The organism is Actinomadura luzonensis, assembly GCF_022664455.2.
In the GTDB taxonomy this organism is placed as follows: Bacteria; Actinomycetota; Actinomycetes; order Streptosporangiales; family Streptosporangiaceae; genus Nonomuraea; species Nonomuraea luzonensis.
Genome location: NZ_JAKRKC020000003.1, coordinates 1095507 through 1114506, shown reverse-complemented (window position 1 = coordinate 1114506; position 19000 = coordinate 1095507). Strand labels below are relative to the sequence as shown.

The 19000-nt window shown below is 66.2% G+C and carries 21 protein-coding genes and 1 pseudogene; 14 read left to right on the top strand and 8 right to left on the bottom strand.

The features are described 5' to 3' along the window. Positions 1–552: 552 nt before the first annotated feature. The 6 genes from MF672_RS50255 to MF672_RS50230 all read right to left on the bottom strand — a co-directional run bounded on the left by MF672_RS50255 (position 553) and on the right by MF672_RS50230 (position 5862). Positions 553–1104, bottom strand: coding sequence for a TetR/AcrR family transcriptional regulator (locus tag MF672_RS50255; protein ID WP_242377605.1), 552 nt, complete (start codon positions 1102–1104; stop codon positions 553–555). 110 nt (positions 1105–1214) lie between these two features. After that, complete coding sequence (locus MF672_RS50250) at positions 1215–2243, bottom strand: class I SAM-dependent methyltransferase (protein ID WP_242377608.1); 1029 nt, start codon at positions 2241–2243, stop codon at positions 1215–1217. Positions 2244–2301: 58 nt separating this feature from the next. Next, entirely contained in the window at positions 2302–2592 is a 291-nt protein-coding gene (locus MF672_RS50245; protein WP_242377610.1) for an antibiotic biosynthesis monooxygenase, read from the bottom strand. A gap of 18 nt (positions 2593–2610) precedes the next feature. Then, positions 2611–3561: a saccharopine dehydrogenase family protein gene (locus MF672_RS50240; protein ID WP_242377612.1), complete on the bottom strand. Its 951-nt coding sequence runs from the start codon at positions 3559–3561 to the stop codon at positions 2611–2613. 163 nt (positions 3562–3724) lie between these two features. Then, on the bottom strand, positions 3725–4198 hold the full coding sequence (locus MF672_RS50235) for a hypothetical protein (protein ID WP_242377614.1): 474 nt from the start codon (positions 4196–4198) through the stop codon (positions 3725–3727). Positions 4199–4689: 491 nt separating this feature from the next. Beyond that, positions 4690–5862: a serine hydrolase domain-containing protein gene (locus tag MF672_RS50230; RefSeq protein WP_242377616.1), complete on the bottom strand. Its 1173-nt coding sequence runs from the start codon at positions 5860–5862 to the stop codon at positions 4690–4692. A 493-nt stretch (positions 5863–6355) separates the two neighbouring features. Here MF672_RS50230 and MF672_RS52395 point away from each other — a divergent pair. The 6 genes and pseudogenes from MF672_RS52395 to MF672_RS50205 form a co-directional block, all read left to right on the top strand. Continuing rightward, a pseudogene (locus tag MF672_RS52395) lies at positions 6356–6409 on the top strand (hypothetical protein); the annotation flags it as partial. Positions 6410–6492: 83 nt separating this feature from the next. Beyond that, positions 6493–6993 carry a hypothetical protein gene (locus MF672_RS52390; RefSeq protein ID WP_407654829.1) on the top strand — a complete coding sequence of 167 codons (501 nt, stop codon included), beginning with the start codon at positions 6493–6495 and terminating at the stop codon, positions 6991–6993. An 18-nt stretch (positions 6994–7011) separates the two neighbouring features. Beyond that, positions 7012–7905, top strand: coding sequence for an NAD(P)-dependent oxidoreductase (locus MF672_RS50220; RefSeq protein ID WP_242377621.1), 894 nt, complete (start codon positions 7012–7014; stop codon positions 7903–7905). 184 nt (positions 7906–8089) lie between these two features. Further along, positions 8090–8377: a hypothetical protein gene (locus MF672_RS50215; protein ID WP_242377623.1), complete on the top strand. Its 288-nt coding sequence runs from the start codon at positions 8090–8092 to the stop codon at positions 8375–8377. 259 nt (positions 8378–8636) lie between these two features. Continuing rightward, positions 8637–9419 (top strand): transposase family protein, encoded by a 783-nt coding sequence (locus MF672_RS50210; RefSeq protein ID WP_242377626.1) that lies wholly within the window; start codon positions 8637–8639, stop codon positions 9417–9419. Between the two features lie 419 nt (positions 9420–9838). Continuing rightward, positions 9839–10645 (top strand): hypothetical protein, encoded by an 807-nt coding sequence (locus tag MF672_RS50205; protein WP_242377628.1) that lies wholly within the window; start codon positions 9839–9841, stop codon positions 10643–10645. 275 nt (positions 10646–10920) lie between these two features. Here MF672_RS50205 and MF672_RS50200 read toward each other — a convergent pair whose 3' ends face one another. Continuing rightward, positions 10921–11703, bottom strand: a complete 783-nt coding sequence (locus MF672_RS50200) for a GntR family transcriptional regulator (RefSeq protein WP_242377630.1) — start codon at positions 11701–11703, stop codon at positions 10921–10923. 81 nt (positions 11704–11784) lie between these two features. Here MF672_RS50200 and MF672_RS50195 point away from each other — a divergent pair, with 81 nt between their 5' ends. The 4 genes from MF672_RS50195 (at position 11785) to MF672_RS50180 (ending at position 14593) form a co-directional block, all read left to right on the top strand. Beyond that, positions 11785–12153, top strand: a complete 369-nt coding sequence (locus MF672_RS50195; protein ID WP_242377632.1) for a hypothetical protein — start codon at positions 11785–11787, stop codon at positions 12151–12153. 67 nt (positions 12154–12220) lie between these two features. Continuing rightward, complete coding sequence (locus tag MF672_RS50190) at positions 12221–12481, top strand: hypothetical protein (protein WP_242377634.1); 261 nt, start codon at positions 12221–12223, stop codon at positions 12479–12481. Between the two features lie 514 nt (positions 12482–12995). Next, positions 12996–13685: a GntR family transcriptional regulator gene (locus tag MF672_RS50185; protein ID WP_242377637.1), complete on the top strand. Its 690-nt coding sequence runs from the start codon at positions 12996–12998 to the stop codon at positions 13683–13685. Further along, the gene (locus MF672_RS50180) at positions 13685–14593 is read left to right on the top strand and encodes an aminoglycoside phosphotransferase family protein (protein ID WP_242377639.1); all 909 of its coding nucleotides are present in this window, start codon (positions 13685–13687) and stop codon (positions 14591–14593) included. The genes MF672_RS50185 and MF672_RS50180 overlap by 1 nt, the downstream gene beginning before the upstream one ends. Here MF672_RS50180 and MF672_RS50175 read toward each other — a convergent pair. After that, complete coding sequence (locus MF672_RS50175; RefSeq protein WP_507161389.1) at positions 14590–15954, bottom strand: NsdA family TPR-like regulatory protein; 1365 nt, start codon at positions 15952–15954, stop codon at positions 14590–14592. The two genes, MF672_RS50180 and MF672_RS50175, sit on opposite strands and share 4 nt — an antisense overlap. Positions 15955–16476: 522 nt before the next feature. Between MF672_RS50175 and MF672_RS50170 the strand changes: the two genes are divergently transcribed. From MF672_RS50170 to MF672_RS50155, 4 genes are all read left to right on the top strand, one after another. Further along, on the top strand, positions 16477–16806 hold the full coding sequence (locus MF672_RS50170; protein WP_242377645.1) for a WhiB family transcriptional regulator: 330 nt from the start codon (positions 16477–16479) through the stop codon (positions 16804–16806). Beyond that, positions 16806–17189 (top strand): RRQRL motif-containing zinc-binding protein, encoded by a 384-nt coding sequence (locus MF672_RS50165; RefSeq protein ID WP_302893434.1) that lies wholly within the window; start codon positions 16806–16808, stop codon positions 17187–17189. The genes MF672_RS50170 and MF672_RS50165 overlap by 1 nt, the downstream gene beginning before the upstream one ends. Further along, positions 17186–17683 carry a DUF2637 domain-containing protein gene (locus MF672_RS50160; RefSeq protein ID WP_247815820.1) on the top strand — a complete coding sequence of 166 codons (498 nt, stop codon included), beginning with the start codon at positions 17186–17188 and terminating at the stop codon, positions 17681–17683. The genes MF672_RS50165 and MF672_RS50160 overlap by 4 nt, the downstream gene beginning before the upstream one ends. Positions 17684–17785: 102 nt before the next feature. After that, positions 17786–18976: an ISAs1 family transposase gene (locus MF672_RS50155; RefSeq protein ID WP_247815238.1), complete on the top strand. Its 1191-nt coding sequence runs from the start codon at positions 17786–17788 to the stop codon at positions 18974–18976. Positions 18977–19000 lie beyond the last annotated feature (24 nt).

Sequence of the window (19000 nt, the reverse complement as noted above, 5' to 3'; positions counted from 1 at the left end):
GGAGACCGTAGGACACCGCGTGGGCGGCGGGGCAGACAGTGAAGACCCTGCGCCTGCCGTGGCGGTGAACGAGCCGGCCGCCGAGCCGGTCGAGGGCCGCCAGGAGCAGCGCGAGACTGAGCACCGGCGTGCTCAGCTTGACCGTCAGCGCGACGACAAGCAGGTAGGGCACACCTGAGTGGGACAGGAGAGGGCGGTAGGAAGGTGACCACGAAGGCTCCGTTACTATCAAAACGTGTTTAGTCCATAACGAACCACGAAGGCTGGTTACCAGTCAAGTGGGAATAGCCTGTAACGCCGTACGTCAAGCTCCGGTGATCACCGAACGCCCCTGGCGGGCGGTACCGAGACGCCATGCCTGGAGGGCGATGAGCTGGTGAGGGCATTCGTCGCCATGGTCGGCGAGCGCACCCGGAAAGCGTGCTGGACGATCTCGACGCGGATGTTCGTCTCGGGGAACTCGGCAGGGAACCACGGGAGGTGCTGGTGGCCGATCAAGCCGCGGACGCGGCTGCGGGTCCCTTCGTGGGATGGGCTACGGTCTCGCCGGGCTCAGGACCTGTCCACCAGGAGCTCGGCGAGCGCGCCCAGCAACTCCCGCACCTCGGGCAGCGACGGCCGGGGATACGCCTCGCCGGAGACAAGCAAATTGTGCACTGCTCCGGTCACCAGGAACCCGATCGCGTGCTCGTCCACCCGAGCCCCGATCCTGTCCAGGCGCTTCTCGGCGGCGATGTAGCGGGTGACGGTGGTCGGCAGGGCGTCGACGAACCCGCTGCCCATGGCCGAGTCGTGGAAGCCCCGATCCTGTACGGGCACCCCGGCGGCCAGCTTGATCACTTCGGCGGCCGGGCCCAGCAGCACCTCGGCGAACCGCCCTAGGTTCTCCGCCACGGTGCCCGTGCCGGCCCGCGCCACGATCTCCTCCAGGCTTGCCGTGAGGTCCCGGAACTGCCGGTCCACGACCGCGAGAACGAGTGCTTCCCGGCTGTCGAAGATCTTGTACAGCATGCCGAGGGAACATCCCGCCTCCTGGGCCAGCGCCCGCATGGTGAGCGCGTCGGCCCCGTCGCGACGGACGAGCCGGGCTGCGTGATCGATCATCGAAGCGTGCAGCGCCGCCGTCGCGGCGGCCCCACGTCGGGCCGGTGCTATGACCCCTCCACAGTGTTGCGACTGCATCGTGACCCCGGAAGCCTACCATGAACGATTGTTCATGATGGCTGGCGGCGTTTCCCGAGCGAGCCCGGCGCGTGCGCGGTGACCAGCCACTGGGCACCCGGCAGCAGCACGCCCGCAGAGCTCTCGTACGGCTTCAGCGCCGCCTCCAGCCTGGCCTGCGCCTCCCCCCAGGAGAGCAGTTCGTCCTGCTCGACGAGGTAACGCGCGGGACCGCTGGCGAGAAGGGCCTCGGCGGCCTCGTCCGCCGTCCGGCCGAAGTTCAGCGGCACCCGTGCCGGTTCGACCGACGCGTCCGCGAAACCGGCCCTGACCAGGACGTCGCGCAGACGAGCGGGATCCGACAGGGAGAACATGGCAGGGCGATCCCCTGGATACCGGGCGACCACCTCCCGAGGCGCCGGCGGGACGCCGAGCAGGGCCGCGACGGGGATCACGTACCAGGCGCACTCCTCGGGTGGCTGCGGGCACACGGCGGCCAAGCGCCCGCCCGGCCGCAGTGCCCGCCCGATGTTGGCGAACGCGGCCACCGGATCGGCGAAGAACATGACGCCGTACATGCTGATGGCCACATCGAAAGCGCCATCGGGGAACGGATGGATCTGGGCGTCGGCCTGCTCGAAGACGGCGTTGCCGATCCCGGCCGCCGTGGCGGCGAGGCGGGCCTGGCGCAGCATCGGCGCCGACAGGTCCACGCCGACGGCGCTCCCGTCGGTGGCCTGCCGCGCGGCCAGCAGGGTGGTCGTGCCTGTTCCGCACCCTATGTCGAGCACCCGGTCCTCCGGGCCGATACCGGCGATGGCGATCAGCCGCTGGCAGGTCTCCGTGGAGCCCCGGTTCTCGCCCTGCTTCGGGGGTTTGGCCCACGCGGCGCCCTCGGCGCCGTTCCAGGCCTGGAATTGATCGTGGTTGACGACGTCCATGCGGTGATGACTCCTTGTGAACCCGAGGTTGGGAATCGCTGTTCGCGATCGGGGGAGGATCGGGATGGATGAGAGCGAAAGCTGCTCCACCGTGACGGCGGTATCCTCAGCGAGCCCGTTCTCGGTGACGCCGTGATGCATGCGCCCGCGGGACTACGGGGTCCCCTGAGGTGAGACGGTCGGCGTCGGCTGCGGATCGTCAGTGCTCGTCGAGGATCTCGAAGTCTTCCGCGCCGGCCTCCCGGGTAAGCGCGAAGGCGGCGGCGGCTTCAGGGCTGCCGGCCACTGCCTGCCGGGCCGTCGACAGGCTGGCGGCCGAGTCCCAGCGCCAGATGCCGGCCCAGTGCTCATCGTCGACTCTGCCCAGCCACGCCTCCTCCAGCCCTGGCACTGCGGCTCTGGTCGCGGCGACGAGGGCGGCGTGCCGGGCCCGCAACTGTTCGGTGTCGGCGGGGTCGATCTGGAACCGGGTGACCGTGATAAGAGGCATGACCGTACCTTTCTCGATTCAGCGGTTGGGCTCGGGGGTCGGCGGATACCAGGGATGGAGCCTTATCGGCAGAGCTGCGAGGTCCGATAGATCCAGTACGTGGTGGAGGTGGTGGACCCCGCGCGGTAGGCGGGCGGCCTTCAGCGCGGCGATGGCCGCTATCGCGGCGGTGGCCTGCGCCTGGACCTGGCCGCCGAGCGTATGGGTGCGGCCGTTGGCGCTGCGCGACAGGGCCAACCAGCGTTGATCGCCTGGGAGGTGCCAGGAAGGCACCGCGTGAGCGGCCACGGGAAGACGCGTCAGGGCGGCCAGGGCGGCGGTCGCCAGACGGGACGTGAGCCCGAAATACGTACGGACGGGCACGCCGAGGTCGCGGTGGAGGACGTGCTGGTCGCTGTAGTCGACCCGAAGCAGACGGCGCACCCCGTACACGGGCAGGTGGAAGCGCCGGGGACGGCTGTAGTTGCGGATCCTTTCGCCCGTCGCCGGATCGGCGAAGTCCTGACCGAGCAACTGGTACGCCCAGGCGGTGGAAGCCTTGCCGTAACGCTCACCGGCGCCGAGCAACAAAGCGATGTCGATGGGCTGGGCCGGCGCTTCGTGCTGGACCGCGGCGGCGAGCAGGTTGGTCAAACCTGGGGCCAAGCCCACGCTGAGCAGGATGGGGGCGGACGGCTTGAGGCGTTCGATGGCGAATGTGTATTCCGCGCTCGCCGTGATGTCCACGAAAGCCGCGCCGTGGCGGGTGACCTGCTCCGCCAGGGCGGCATCTTCTGTGCCGGCGCAGTTGAGCACCACGTCCACGTCCTTCAACACGCGATCGAGGCCGTGGGGATGACCGGCGTCGATCAGCAGATCGGCGCGCTTTGGATCACGTCCTGCGGCCAGGACGTGCGCAGCCATCTCCCGGAGATAAGCGACCGCTTGGGAGCCGATGGCGCCGTAACCGCCCAGGACTATGACCTTCATGCGGGTCTCGTCCTGACTCGTTCGTGGAAGGTCCGGGACCACAGGCTCCCGACGTGGCCTTGACGCCTCCCGTCGTGGACATCGTGGCGGGCGGGCTGGGCGCCGCCGATCAACGGCCTGCCCGCGATCCGGTGCGCATGCCGCCATGCTCTGGTGCTGTCGCTCACGCGGTCACCGCCTGGCCACGCTCGCGCAACAGGCGCACGAGCAGCAGCGCCGTCACGGCGGCGGGGAGGACGTGCAGCACACCGGTGGCCTCGAAGAACAGGTCGAACGGCTGCCCAGGCGTCACGTAGCCCCCTCGGAGGAGCGGGGAGAGCACGTGGGTGTACAGGCCCTCGAAGAGCCCGAACGAAAGAACGAAACCGGCCAGGGACACCGACCAGTGGATCCACCAAGCCACCCGGGCGACAGCATCATCGCCGGCAGGGCGCCGGGCCCAAGCGTATGCGGCCACGTCCAGAGCCAGCAGCAGCGCGGCGGCGAGGACGGCGTGATAACGCCCAGGGGTGCCGTAGATGACGGCGCCGTACACGTGGTGAACGGTGGTGATCAGCGCGTTGGCGCCGCACCACGCCAGCACCTGCACGTTCGTCCTGGACGTAGAGACGGTGGGGCTTTTGCGATCAGTGGTCATGTGGCCTCCAACGGGAATCGGGCGCTGGACGCGGCATCCTCGGCCGGTGGGCCGCCTAGGCATGGAGGCGGTCGCCCGAGGCGTTCATGCCATCGTGAACAGCTGTCCACGACAGTATCATGAACATGCGTTCACAACAACGGCGCTTGCGCCTCGGCGTCACCCATGTCCTCTTCAGGCACAGCCGCGCGCGATGCTCGACCCGATAACGGTGCCCGTGAGGGGAAGCCCAGCCCCGCGCTTGTCCGCGTGCCGTGCTTCGAGGACCGCGGACCCTACGGCTGACGAGAATGTCAACCCGCAGAGATCATTCAGCTTGCCCCGCCCCTCCCGACTCGTGTCCGCCTCGGGCTCTGGAGGAGGGGGAGGGCAGACCCGCACTTCATTCGCGTATGCGGCGCGACGGCCGATCGCGGGCGCGGCAAGTGCCGTCGCGCCAGAGACGGGGTCAAGGCCATGAGCGTGACGGAGCCGCTGTTGCCTCGCTGTTGTCAGTCCTTCGGGCAGAGGACCGCTTCGGCGGCCTTCACGAGAAGCGGATCCAGCGCTTGGTCGGTGTTGGGGACGGCCAGGGTGGCCGACAGGGCGAACCGCGTGCGGCCGTCACGTGAGACGAAGGTGACCGCATTGAAGCCGGGGCCGCTGCCCTTGACCGACATGATCGCCGGCTGGCCCCCGCACAGCAGCGCGGGCTGCTGCTGACCGCCCCCGCCCTCGGGCGGTTGCCCCGACGGCTGTCCTGGCTGCGGCGTGATGGCCGGCGGCCCCATGAGCACCTTCTTCAGATCTTCGGGCAGCAGCCGGTTCTGGGCGAAGGCCCGCTGGAAGGCGCTGATGTCGTGCGCGGTGGAGATGACGCCGCCGGCGGCGTAGCCGTAGCTCATGTTGTGCCGGTCCACGTCGCGCAGCTGGCCCGTGCTGTCGGGGAAGTAGCCGTGGCCGTGCGGGCCCTTGATGCCGCCGGGGAACGTGGTGGGCAGGTAGGAGTCGTTCATGCCGAGGGGGTCGAAGACGCGCCGCTCGAACTCGGCGGCCAGGGTGTGCTTGGTGTACCTCTCGATGATCAGGCCGAGCAGCATGTAGTTGGTGTTGGAGTAGGAGTACCTCGCTCCCGGTTCCTGGGTCCGGGGCAGAGTGCGGGTCTTCTTCACCAGCTCGATCGGCGGGTAGTAGGTGGTGAAGTCGAAGGTGTCGACCACCTTGTCCTGCAGGAAGTTGGGGATGCCGGAGGTGTGCTGGAGGAGCTGCTGCAGGGTGATCTCGCTCGCGCGTTCCACCAGGTCCTTCTCGGCGACCTCCGGGAGCAGGTCGCTGAGCTTGTCGTCGAGCTTGAGCTTGCCCTCCTTGACCAGTTGCAGCACCACGACGCCGGTCATCTGCTTGGTCTGGGAGCCGACCCGGAAGCGCGCGCCGGTCGGGATCCTGCCGCCCTTGCCGTTCAGCAGGCGGGTGCCGGCCGAGCCCTTGCCGACGCGCTCGCCGTCGACGTAGACCTCGCCGATGGCGCCCACCACCTCGGGCGTCTTGGCCAGTTCCTCCAGCGCCTGCTGCACATCCCCCGGACGGGGCCGGCTCATGGCGGAGGCCGCCGCGGCGGGCAAAGTACTCAGCGTCAACGTGGCGCAGGCCAGCCCGGCCAGGCCGGCCGCTGTCGCACGATTCACGAGAAGAATCCTTCCTTGGGGGTATCCAGGCAGTCGTCGCGGGCGGCAACGTCTCGCCGACCGTGACGGTTCAAGGTCATGCCTATGCCAGAGAAGGTTTCCTGCCTGTTTCCGCCCTCGCTCCCGTTCCTGCTGTGGAGCGGAAGCCTTGTCCCGCCCAGGAGCGTGTCAGGCGCCATCCGGTGACCGGCCGGGCCTGGCTCGGCTGACGAGCTCGGTCGCTGCATCAGGTACGGGTCGAGCGCGGGCTGATGCACGCCGCCGAGCAGCGCGGCCATGCGCGACAACTGGCGCTCCAGTGCCTGGCTGCGCCTGGCCCTGTCGCCGGTGAAGGTTTCGATCTGAGGTGTCGTCGAACAAAGTCTGAAACGCTTCTCGCCACCCGATCCAAGTAGGGGTGTAAGGGCGAACGACGAAGGGACCGAGGCCAGTGCGCCTTCACGACGACCCCACGGCCTTTGAGGCCTTCTACCGCCGCCACGTCGATGCCGTCATGAGATTCGTGGTCCGGCGGGTGAGCGATCCTCACTTCGCCGCCGACCTGACGGCGGACATCTTCCTGGCGGCCCTTGACTCGGCGCACACCTACGTGCCCGGCCGGGGCAGCGAGCTCGCCTGCGGGACCACGGCGTGGAGCAGGCGTTGGCCCGCCCGGTCGGGCGGCCGAAGGCCGACCCGCGCGACAAGCGAATCGAAGCGCTGCAGGCGCAGGTCGAACGGCTGCGCGCCGAACTCGGCCAGACCCACCAGGTGATCGAGGTGCAGGGAACGCTCATCCGCCCCGGGCCGTGCCCGAGCTGCCGACCGACGCCCTCATCATCGGCCTGTTCGGCCGCTACGTCGCCGGCTGGATGGTCGCCTCCTGTCAGTCCGCCGACCTGGCCCGGCACCTCATCGAAGCGACCGCGCGCACACGGCATCGACCAAGGCACCCTCACCCAGCAGGCCGACCACGGCAGCTCGATGACCTCCAAAACCCTCGCCGTACTCCACATCGATCTGGGCGTGACCAAGTCCCACTCCCGGCCCCGCACCTCCAACGACAACCCGCACGTCGAAGCGAGCTTCAAGACACTGAAGTCAACACGGACAAACGATCGCAAATCACACCTTGACCTCAAGTGGGGTTGATATTGCAAGATCATCGCTATGACGGAACCCAATGCCTCTGACCATCAGATTGCCGTGATCGGCGCGGGTGCCATCGGCAGTGCGGTAGCACGTCACCTCCTCGCCCATGGTCACGACGTGGTGGCGTGGAACCGTACACCGAGTCGCCTCGACCCGTTGGCCGCCGCCGGGGCACGGCCGGCGGGGTCGGTGAGAGAAGCGGTGTCCTCTGCCACGCTGGCCCTTTTCACCCTCACCGACTACGTCGCCGTGCAGCAGTGCCTCGCCGAACTGGACGGAGACCTGTCCGGACGAACCATTGTCGCGATGTGCACCGGAACCCCCGACGAGGCGGAACGCGCCGCCCAGCGGGTGACCGCGCTGGGAGCGTCCTATCTCGATGCGGGGATCCAGACCTCGCCGGAGGTGATCGGCACCGACGCGGCGACCATCCTCTACGGCGGCTCACGATCGGCGTTTCAGCGACACCGCGCACTCCTGGGCCTGCTGAGCACACCGCACTTCGTGGGAGAGGCACCACAAGCGGCCGCCATCTGGGATCTCACCCTTTTCGGCCTCTGGTACGACGCCCAACTCGGCCTGCTGAGAGCCTTCGACACCGTGCGGGCGGCAGGCATCGATGTCGCCGAGTTCACCGATACCGCAGTCAAGCAACTCGAACACGTGGTCACCGGAGCTCCTGGCATCGCCTCCGAGCTGCTGAATGCCACCTATCCGGCAGGGCCCGCCACTCTCGCCGAGCACCTCACCGTCATTCGCCACCTCATCCGGCTGCGGGACGGCCAAACGCTCGGCGACGGCGGACTGCCGACGGTGGCAGCCAGAATAGAAACGCTCATCGCACAGCGTCGTGAAAGCGAAGGCCTGACCGCTACGATCGCTGCTGAACACGGTATGCCAGTAGCCCGTTAACGAGTTCGAAGGCGTAATTGGGGCTCGCCCCGAAGTGTGGACACGGGTGTTATGCGGTGAGCAGCACCCTATCGGAGGAATACGAGCCGACGGGTGATGACGACATCGACCGGGCCAGCGCGAGATCAAGGCCGAGGAGGTCAAAAGTCTCGCTGCCAATGCTCCCCCGAAGGAGGACCACGGCTTGCTGGAGGGGCTTCCACAGGTGGCGGCCAACCTCTCCACGATCGGAGAGGACCTTCAGCGCAAGCTTTTCGACGCCTTCAACCTGGAGCTCCGCTACCGCGCGGACGCTCACAAAGTTCTGATCCGCATCACCGTGAAGGAGAGCAGCATGCCGCTGATCATGACGTTGACCAGGGAGATTGCGACCTCCGCCAACGCAGAGAAGGGAATCACGGATGATTCCCTTCTTCTGAGTGCCCCCTGTAGGATTCGAACCTACGCACCCGGCTCCGGAGAGGGTTGCTGATCACCGCTGCGTACATCGGCTGACCTGCAGGTTTGGGTGCTGGGTGCCCTTCTGGGCAGGCCGCTGGTCCACAGTGGGTCCATGCACGTGGCTGTTAGCCCAAAACCCGCACATGACGCAGGCTGTGCCAACTACTGAGGCTTTTCCAACCTGATCGCGCTGGTCAGCAAGGGGCGGCGCCGGGAAGGGTTGGCACGAAGAGAGGCTCCCGGTAAGACAGCAGTCGACCAAGATCCGATGCCTCTACCGGAGAGCCTCGTTGCTGTCATACCGTGCCGCGATCCCGCTGTCCAATCACACCCTGACCCGTCTGGCCGAGCTGATCCGCGTCCGGCGTGCCGAGCGCCGCTGCCGGTGGCGGCGCCTGGATGCGTCTCGGCAAGCCCTGCTCGTCCTGGCCCACTTGCGTAACGGTGACACCTACGCGCGTCTGGCCGCAGGCTTCGCCATCGGCACCAGCACCGCCTGGCGCTACGTCCGCGAAGCGATCGACCTGCTTGCCCTGCTCGCCGACGACGTCCGCGCCGCCGTCTTACGCGCCGGCCGGCTGGCCTACGCCATCCTGGACGGCACCTTGATCCCGATCGACCGGCTGGCCGACGAACGGCCGTACTACTCCGGTAAACACCGCCGCCACGGCGTGAACGTGCAGGTCCTGGCCGATCCCGCTGGCCGGCTGGTGTGGGTCTCGCCGGCGTTGCCCGGTGCCACGCATGACCTGACCGCGGCACGCGCTACCGGCCTGATCAACGCGCTGACCGCGGCAGGGGTGAAGACCTTCGCCGACAAGGGCTATCAAGGCGCGGGCGGCAGCATCCGCACGCCGTTCAAAGGCCATCGGCTGCGGCCGCCGCTGTCGCGCCATCAGCGCTCGGTCAACCGCGCACACGCTCGCATCCGTGCCTGCGGGGAACGCGCCGTCGCCACCCTGAAGACCTGGAAGATTCTGACCCGGCTGCGCTGCTGCCCGCACCGCGCCACCACGATCGTGCAGGCCATCCTCGTCCTGCAGCTCATCGAAGAACGCCGCTACTCAGGATGAAAAGGGCTCACTGCGACTGACTCACGAGCGAGACCGGCAGTGCTTGGGACGCCTGCATTGCAACTCCGCAGCAGGTTCCAAGTCGGTCACCGAGTTCGCCGAGGTGCATTCCAGGCGAAATGCATCCTCCTCTAATGATCAGGTTGCCCCACGCTTGCAGCAGGCGACCCAATCACTTGGCGCGTGCGGACGCAGCAGATGTTGCTGACACGGCCAGTATCTCCACAGCTCAGAAGCATCTCTCAAGAGATAGACCACATGGCGAACGCATCGGACGGAACTGATCAGATCCGACTGGATCATTGAAGAGGCGAGCTCTTGTGTCAGTTCGATGGTTCCCTGGGATCTATTTCCGTGTGAAGGGTTGCCATCCGGGCGATGCTGACTAGAGTGCCAGCATATCGGTGTAGAGAGACGACATGAGCGAATGGTTTTCGAACATCCTCATCAGTGTTTTAGGCGCCGGCGTCTGGTCTGCGCTGGTCCTAGTGGCCAAGGCGTACTACGAGCGATCAGGCGCCTTGGCCGGGCTGTGGTATCAGGTCACATACTACGCCGATGATCCCGCAATGAGAGGAGTGCCTTGGTCTGTTGAGCTGATGCGTGTCCGCCATCACCGTCAATCCGTTTCCGGTCACATATGGCGCATCCACGGGCCGTATCTCGATAGGAAATGGTCCTTCGTGGGAAGGTACAGTGATGGCTGCATGGATGGAACCTACTGGTCGGTCAAGGGTGGGGGTGGGAGAGGCTCCCTGCACCTTTGGCGTGTTTCGGACAACAACCTGCGCGGACGCTTCGTGGAGTCACAGCTGGTTCACGATGGCCCGGAGATGTCAATTGTTTACTTAGAAGCGCCTCTAGAATGGATTCGACTTGGCTCGCACGAAGAGAGGCGAGTGCTGCCTTGGCTTGAGTTGGACAAAACCGCCCAAATGGAGCCATATATGCCCAAATATATGATTCAAGCGCTTAGGCAAGGCGTAGCCCGCTGTTATGGCGAGGGCCGGGTGCATGAGGCGAACGATTGGCGGAGGCAACTGCTTGAGGGCCTCGGCTATGCGGGAGCGCTGGTTGACCTCACGGGACCACTGGCGATGGAGGCAGAGAAGCGACGTCGCGCAACTCCTAGCGAAAAAGCAACTGCCTCTCCCGGCGAGTTGATCGCGCCGGAGCAACCGGCACAGTCTACCGATGATCCGGAGTCCGGAGAGGCGCGCTCCTGAGGGCAGTCGTGATCTCTGAGAAGAGACCTCGGTGGACGCCCAGCAGGATCCGTGTTCTCCACGGCCCGAGGCATATTTAGCACGAACTCAGCTCGTTTCGGTGACGACGTTCCACAATCTGCATGCGACGCTTGGGCGGCTCCGACATCGACGATGCATGCTATGGCCAGCCAGGGCGTTGGGTCCTTGAACGAGTGAAGGCCGCAGCCGTTCGCCGAACGCATGAGCAACCTGCTTCACCAGTTGTGACGTTGGTTCGGTGGATCGATGAGCGATTATTGCTCGGGAACGCATCCCATCTTGCCGCTGTAGACCAGTGTGAACCGGTCGGCCGGTACCACGATGTCAGCAGTCTCGACCTGGGTGTCTGCCGAGTAGTACGTGCGCTTGATCGTCACCATGATCGAGCCAGCCGCACGCCGTAGCCGCTCACACTCCTCGGCCGTTCCAAGCCGGGCTGCGACTTCCTCCACCCAGTCGTCGATGGGCATGCCGATGCTCAGCATGCGTTCGGCCACTCCGCGGCCCGCCAGCATGCCGTCCTCCGGTAGGACGATCGGCGTCCCGCGTGTAACCACGAGCGGTTCCCAACTTGTTGAGAGCATGACGGGCTCCCCGTCCGCCAAGAAGACGTAGTCAGTTCGGACGACATCTTCCGCGTCGCCCGTGCTCTCGGTGAGGCCCAAGCGGTCGCGAATCTCCGGTGAGGCCTGGACTGTCTTCGATTCGTAGCTCCAGCCGGCTTCGCGGCCCTGTCGATGCATGTCCTGCATGAAGGGTGAGCCGTACGGCGTCGCTCGGTACCACGCGCGAATGAGGCGTTGCGGCTCTCGAGGCAGCCGAACAAATGTGCCGGATCCGGATCGCGCGACGGCAAGACCCTCCGAGATGAGCACCTTCAGCGCCTCGGAGGCCGTGGAGCGTGAGATGCCGAGATCAGCGGCGAGCCCTGGCACGGAGGGTAGCCGATCTCCTTCCTGCAACTCCCCGGACCTGATGCGTTCGCGCAGTTGATCGGCGACTCGCAGGTACAAAGGGCGCTCGTCTTCTCGATTCACTCGGGTAGCTTGACAGCCTTGCCGGGAAGCTTCAAGCTTATCGGGACGCATCGAGACCTACCCGAGAAGGTTTGGCTTGTGATGTATCAGCAATCGGTACCGCCCATTCCGGACAGCATCGACAGTGTGGGCGTTTGGGTGCGTGGCATCGCGCAAGCCGAACGGCCGGATCTCGCATATGCCGCCGAGCAGGCGGCTCGCGCCCTGGTGTCCGCTGCCATTCGGCGCACCGGACAGGGCGAGCGCATCCACACGCAGATAGATGTGAGTCAGGACAGCCTTCGCATCGAGGTGCAAGATCCGGGCGGCAGCGATTACTCGGGAGGTTTCGAGACTGCTGAACTGTCCAGCACCGCCACATCCTTCGGCGCATCGGGAGACCACAACGGGCATCGGGCGTGGGTGATTCTGCGCAGGCGCAGAGAGGTGCGCCGTGACCTCGGACGTTGATCGCGGGGAGCAGCGTAGAGCAGGGTCTGCACGAAAATACCCGGGAGATCACCTATATGGACCTCACGTGCCTGACGTCCTGTCTGATGAGCTGCATGGCGCCTTCAGGCGGTTCTACGTCTGGCGCGACGCGCAGGGCAGTTGGTGTGCGAGGCCGATGCCCAAGCTGACCGCCGAGGAGGTCGCTTTCGGCATTCGGCATGAGCTGGTCTCAGAAACGCTCCTGGCACTCGCCTTCGCGTGTACCTGGCAGCGCAGCCGTCGCATTGTCTACCGCTACCTACAGGAGTACGCCGTCGAGGAGACGAGCGGCCATGTCACCTCCTGATGCGCCTGCGCCGCGCTGGGAGCCGTACGGACGTCCGTCCAAGGATCGTCTTCGGATCACGGAGACCTCGTGCTGTGGGGCACTGGAGTGGGCGAGTCAGGGCGGGCAGTTCCTCGTCCTGCGCGTCGGCTATTCCGGGGACTATGAAGAGGCTGGCAGGGGACGCTATCCGCACGCGCGTGCAGTCTGGACGACGCTCATCGCTGAATTTGAGAAGACGCATCGATGCGTAGACCTCTACGAAGTCCCTCCACGAGCCCGCCGGCAGGGCGGGCGCGCTCGCAAGGAGCAGACTGACTAACGCCGCACTTGCATTCACTGCGGCCGCGCGGCAGTGCCTCGATCGCCTGTGCTCTGTCGGGGCGACGAGGGCATTTCGGCCGACATGGCGTCATGCCGCGTCTCCTGGCTCCACCACGGGAAGACTCGTGATGAGGCATGGAGCCGCGACCCATCGCAGGTCCTAGCCTGTCCGCCCTACCCTAGAGACGATATGCCTCGGCGAGGGAGCGCGATGAGCAAGGCGAAGGATGGCCCCACCTACGTACGGATAGCCGAGGACCTTCGCCGCCGCATTCGCGAAGGAGATCCGCCCGCCGGCGGCATGCTGCTCTCCGAGGCGGACCTTGCTCGAACGTACGGCGTGGCCAGAGGAACCGTTCGGCAGGCCGTCGCCGAGCTGGAGCGGGCAGGACTGGTGGCCAGCGAGGCAGGCCGCGGACGCAGAGTGGTGGGGGACGGTCCGCCAGGCGCCGGCCGGGCGGCCTCGACCCAGTACGAAACGATCGCCGAGGCTCTACGCAAGCGCATCGAGACCGGCGAACTGACACCTGGCCAGCAACTACCGGGCGAAGCGGTGGCTGCGGATGAGTACGGCGTCTCGAAGGGAACTGTTCGCCAGGCGTTCCAACTGCTTGCCGCTGAACGTCTGATCTCCGCGGTTCACGGCAAGGGGTGGTTCGTCGGTGGGCCTGACTACGCACGCACGCGTGCCGACGATGTTGCCGCCGTCCTGCGGCAGGACATAGCGGGCGGGAGGTTCGCCGTTGGTGCTGTGCTTCCCGGAGAGAATGCACTGGCTCAAGAGCAAGGCGTTGGTCGTATCACTGTCAGGCGGGCGTTCGCGCTGCTAGAAGCAGAAGGGATAGTCGAGAAGCGGGCCGGAAGAGGCCGCGTGGTCAAGGCACAACCAAAGGGCTCCTAGTGACCGTGTTCCAGCCAGCCACAGTCCCGTTCACCTCTCAGGAAGCACAGGCAACCCTCCAGGAAGCTTGCAGGGTCGCCGGCCTCGCAAGCGGAGACGCGCGGCTGATCCGCCTTGGTGAGAACGCCCTTTTCGTTCTGGCCGCAGAACGGGTCGTTGTGCGCATCGCGCGGAACCTGGATGTGCTGGACGATGCTCGCAAAGAGGTGGCCGTGTCCACCTGGCTCCATGAGGCGGGACTGCCAGCAGCGCGAACAACCCATCACTCCCAGCCTCTCGTGGTCAGAGACAGGCCCGTCACGCTTTGGCACTTCATCGACAACGGCGGCGGTCCTGCGACCTTGACCGAACTGGCCGAGGTCTTGCGGGCTCTCCACCGCATGCCGGTCCCTGAGGATCTAGCACTGCCACAGATGGACATCCTTGGGCGCGTCTTGGAGCGCATCTCCTCGACCAGCATCCTCTCGGCCGAGGAGCGTCAATTCCTGCTCAGGAAGTACCAGGAGCTCCGGGCAGCCTATGAGGCCCTGCATTTCCCTCTTCCCGCCTGTGCCGTACACGGCGACGCCCACTCTGACAACCTCATCAAGACCACTGACGGCACCATCGTGCTGATCGATTTTGAGCGTTTTGCCTTCGGCCCTCCTGAGACCGATCTCGCCGTCACAGCCATTGAACACTCCCTGGGCTGGGGTACCCGTGCCGAATATGACCAGTTCGCGGAGCGTTACGGCTTCGATGTACTGGGCTGGGAGGGCTATCCCGTCCTCCGGGACATCAACGAATTCAAGATGACTACATGGTTGATGCAGAACGTCAACGAAGACGAGGCCATCGCTCGCGAGTTCCGTAATCGCCTTTTCTGTCTCCAGAATCCGGACTCGCCCCGTCAGTGGCGGGCTTTCTAGGTGCCGAGGGAAGGATACTTTTCGGCGATGAGAGTGTTGAAGGCCATGACCGAATCCTCGCAACCAAAGCCTGCGAGGTCGGCTTTCAGATCTCGGATATACCGGAGGTAACGCGCGGACTTGAGGGGGCCGGCAAGGTTGATGGCTTCGAGCGCCACCAGGGCGGCCTTCGCGGGCTGCCCCATGTGGACGTAGCTGGCAGCCTGCACGAGGCGGTCGAAGGCGAGCGTCCGCACGTACATCGGATCACAGAGATCGACGGCCTGACCGACGAACTCCATGGCCTGCGAGGGAACCCTGAGGTCGCGATAGCAGTGCGCGCCTTCGCTCGCCAGCTCCGCAGCGTCGAAGTAGCGTGACCATGGCGGGTCATCCTCTACGTTGCGCTTGCTGAAATACTTCTCGGCCTGGAGCAAGGCCCGTGCGCATTGGGCCTCGTCACCGTTACCTGCGTGGGCTCGCGCTTCCATGGCGTAGAACAAGGCCATGGGCGTGGCGGTGGAGACGTCCCTGCATCCTTCCTGGGCGGCGCGCGCAAGCTGTATCGCCTGGTTATACCGGCCGAGGTAGTTGGCCTGATGACTCATATCAGCGAGTAGCAGACCGCCGATCATGCGGTCACCCGATGCCTGCGCGAGGCGTAGCCCTTGAAGGAAATATCGCTGGGCGAGCCCATGCCTGCCGAGGTCGTAAGCCGACCAGGCCACCAGTTCGGTGATTTCTGCCGCCGCCGCGTACAAGGATCGTCCTACCGGCTCCGTGAATCTGCCGCCCAGCATGGGGACGACTTCGCGGTTGTAATACTGGATGAGCGCGGAACGTGCGTGGCCGCCGCCGAACTGAAATCCCATGTTCGCGAAGATCTCGGTTGTTGCCCGGATGGCGTGCACGTCCCACACGCCCACAGATGGACGAGCGGTCTCTTTGACTTGATGCGGCTCAGGCCGCGACAGCAGCCACGCGATCAGAGCCTCGTTCCAGGCGTCCGGAACGATCACGGACTCCAGCGCGACGGGATCGTCAGCGAGATCCCGCCGGGTTAGACCCAGCAAGAGGCTTCCGACGTCGGATATCCCGCCGCCGTGGGCGAGGGTGGCTTCAAGCGTCTCCGGAGTGACGACGCTGCCCAAGCCGAGGTCGTCTAACGAGAACGTCACGCCGGCCTTCTGAGAGAGGGCCTCGACGATGAATCTTGCCGTCGCAGGCCGAGGTTTCACGCCATCAAGCCATCGCTTGACGTCCACATGAGTGCAACTCAGGTTTATGCCGTCTTTCTGGGCAATTTGCCGCACTCGCGAAGCAAGTCCCGAATTTGAGCAATCTGCACGCCGCATGGCCTGCGCGAGTGCAACATTGGGCATTCGAGACACGTTCACCTCCGGATATCCGCGCCTTCGCATCATGGCGCGTACAGCGCTTGCGCGGCTCGAACTCCACAAATTTGGTCTCGGTGTTTCTCCTGGTCGAGGGCCGAAAGCACCCCTAAAAGCACCCCCTGTGCATTCAGTCCCGGGGGCGATCACAGTGTTGCCGGCGCTCGTCGCGAGGAACCCTTGAGTCAGCAGGAACGAGCGAGGCGAGGCTCGTAGGAACCCGAAACGATCGGCGCCTAGGACTTGACTCTCCGTGACTGTACATGTTCTATGTCTCTTAGAACCTGCATGCAGGTTCGCGAACCCGAGAGGGGCTCACCATGCTTGTCCGCCCGCGAAAGGTGCTTCCGACCGTCCTCACGATCTGCGCCGTGCTCTACGCCCTGAAGGACCCCGAGGGCGCCGCGACCCTGGTCAAGGCGGCAGCGCACCTGGTCATGAGCGCATCCGAGTCGTTCGCACGGTTCGTCCAGACCGTCAGCAACTGAACGCAGAAAGAGAGATCCACCAGTGGCACACAACACGAACCGCCCCACCCATCCCGCGCGCATGTCGCTCGCCGACATCGAAGCGACATGGCGGGTGGACGGCGGAGCGCCGCTCCCCGAATGCACCTACGACCCCGAACTGCACACCGGCCCGCGGCTCACGATCGAGAGCAGCGAGGAGCGCGCGGCCCGCGAAGCCGTCGCCCGCGAGGTCTGCGCCACCTGCCCGGCACTGCAGTTCTGCCAGCTCTACGCGTTGGAGAGCCGTCCGACGTCGGGCATCTGGGCGGGGCAGACGCCCGCTCAGCTCGCCGACCTCGCCGGCGACCTGGAAGACCTGGAGGTGGCTTGATGTCCAGCCGCATCCGTGCTCGCTTCTGGGATCCGGCCGGAGACCGGTACAGCATCCCCACCTACCCCTGGAAGATGGCGCCGCCGCACTTGCGCACCCTTCGCCAGCTCACCGCAGAGGGGCTGCGGCCTGGCGGTCAGGGCGTACAGGCGCAAGTCCTGTGGTGCTCCCGCCGCCACGGCGCACCCGGCGTCCGCGCCGCCTACCTGTACGACGTGCGCTTCGCCCTCCCCAAGCGCACCGCCACCCTGCGCCAGCGCGCCGCGCTGGCCAAGGCCAACGCCGCCCGCCGTACCTGCCCTGAGTGCCTGACGGATGTCGGGTACGTGCTGCCGCGCCACCTCGGTGTGTGCCTGGACTGCGCGGGAGAGGCGGCGGCATGAAGCGCGACACGCCCCGCCCTCTGACCGAAGGCGAACAGACCGCCATCGCCGCCACCTCGGCGGTTACGGGACTGCTCGGCTTGCTCGGGTTCATCAACAGCTTCGAGCGCGTGGCCGCCGCCGCGGGCCCCTCGTTCGGCTGGTTCGCCTGGACCGTTCCACTCGGCATTGACCTCGGTATCGCGGTGTTCTCCGCACTCGATATCGTGCTGGCCCGCCTCGGCATGCGGCTGGCCTGGCTGCGGTTCATCCCGTGGGTACTGACTGCCGCGACGGTCTATCTCAACGTCATCGGCTACCTCGGCGCACAGGGACAGACCGACTGGTTCGCCGTGGTGGCTCACGCCATCCTCCCGCTCCTGTGGGTCATCGCCATCGAGGTCGGCGCTCACGTCCTGCGCAGGCGTGCCGACCTGGCAAGGGCCGATCACATGGACGGCATCCGCCCAGGGCCGAAGCGTTCTCGTCTGACGAGACATGCACGGGCTCGATGAAGCCGGGCGGTTGAGGGCACCCCGGCGGGCAGACGGCAAACGCGACCCCTGAAGATCGTTGGGTGTCTACGCCAGTCGATCAAGAACAGGGGCCGCGTTCGCGTGCCATCATCCCCGATCGACGTGCTCACCCGCCACCTGGAGCACGTCACCATCACCGACCCACCGGCTGACCTGCCCACACTCGCCGAGCTCCTGGACGCCATCCCGGACCCGCGCAGCCGACGAGGCCGCCGCTACCGGCTCGGCCCGCTGCTGGCGATATCCCTGCTCGCCGTGCTCGGCGGCGCAACCTCCCTGACCAAGATCGCCCGATTCATCACCGGATACGACCCCGACCTGCGCGCCCGGGCCGGCCTGCCCGGCACCGTGCGCCTGGCCGCCAGCACCCTAGGACGGCTGCTCGCCCGGCTGGACGGCGACGCCTTCGACACGGCGACCTGCACCTACCTGGCCACACTCGCCGACTGCGGCCCGCCCACCACCGATATCCAACTCCCGGCCCGGACGGCGCTGTCCGGCCTGGCCGTGGACGGCAAGACCCTGCGTGGCAGCCGTACCCCGGACGGTGTCATCCATCTACTGGCCGCCACCCGCCACGACACCCAGACCGTCGTCGCCCAACGGCAGGTCGAGGCCAAGAGCAACGAGATCCCCGCCTTCACACCCCTGCTGTCCCACCTGGACCTGACCGGCGTGGTGGTCACCGCCGACGCCCTGCACACCCAGCACGACCACGCCCACCACGTCATCGCCGCCGGCGGCCACTACTTGTTCATCGTCAAGGGCAACCAGCCCACGCTCCTGCACCGGCTCAAGGCCCTGCCCTGGCGCGAAGCCATCCTCAACGACCGCACCGACCAGACCGCGCACGGCCGCCGCGAGATTCGCCGCATGAAGATCTGCACCACCCGCCCCCACCTGCCCTTCCCGCACGCCGCCCAGGCGATCCAGATCAAACGCCGCCGCACCGACCACCGCACCGGCAAAACCACCATCGTCACCATCTACGCCATCACCGACCTGCCACCAGGCCGGATCACCCACGCCCAACTCGCCGCACTCATCCGCGGCCACTGGAGCATCGAAGCCCTGCACCACATCCGCGACGTCACCTACCGCGAAGACGCCTCCCGCATCCGCACCGGCACCGCACCCCGCATCATGGCCGGCCTCCGCAACCTCGCCATCGGCCTGGCCCGCCTGATCGGCTGGACCAACATCGCCGCCGCCACCGACCACTACCGCAGCCACCCCGCCGACGCTCTTCAGCTACTCGGTTTCATCACATGAGAACGCAACGGCCCTGGGCATCCG

Excerpts from the sequence above, each read along its gene's own strand:
- MF672_RS50205 (WP_242377628.1), top strand. The coding sequence starts at position 9,839 with ATGAGCGAATGGTTTTCGAACATCCTCATCAGTGTTTTAGGCGCCGGC.
- MF672_RS50245 (WP_242377610.1), bottom strand. The coding sequence starts at position 2,592 with ATGCCTCTTATCACGGTCACCCGGTTCCAGATCGACCCCGCCGACACC.
- MF672_RS50220 (WP_242377621.1), top strand. The coding sequence starts at position 7,012 with ATGACGGAACCCAATGCCTCTGACCATCAGATTGCCGTGATCGGCGCG.
- MF672_RS50235 (WP_242377614.1), bottom strand. The coding sequence starts at position 4,198 with ATGACCACTGATCGCAAAAGCCCCACCGTCTCTACGTCCAGGACGAAC.
- MF672_RS50175 (WP_507161389.1), bottom strand. The coding sequence starts at position 15,954 with ATGCCCAATGTTGCACTCGCGCAGGCCATGCGGCGTGCAGATTGCTCA.
- MF672_RS50160 (WP_247815820.1), top strand. The coding sequence starts at position 17,186 with ATGAAGCGCGACACGCCCCGCCCTCTGACCGAAGGCGAACAGACCGCC.
- MF672_RS50240 (WP_242377612.1), bottom strand. The coding sequence starts at position 3,561 with ATGAAGGTCATAGTCCTGGGCGGTTACGGCGCCATCGGCTCCCAAGCG.
- MF672_RS50195 (WP_242377632.1), top strand. The coding sequence starts at position 11,785 with ATGTATCAGCAATCGGTACCGCCCATTCCGGACAGCATCGACAGTGTG.
- MF672_RS50255 (WP_242377605.1), bottom strand. The coding sequence starts at position 1,104 with ATGATCGATCACGCAGCCCGGCTCGTCCGTCGCGACGGGGCCGACGCG.
- MF672_RS50165 (WP_302893434.1), top strand. The coding sequence starts at position 16,806 with ATGTCCAGCCGCATCCGTGCTCGCTTCTGGGATCCGGCCGGAGACCGG.
- MF672_RS50185 (WP_242377637.1), top strand. The coding sequence starts at position 12,996 with ATGAGCAAGGCGAAGGATGGCCCCACCTACGTACGGATAGCCGAGGAC.
- MF672_RS50250 (WP_242377608.1), bottom strand. The coding sequence starts at position 2,243 with ATGCATCACGGCGTCACCGAGAACGGGCTCGCTGAGGATACCGCCGTC.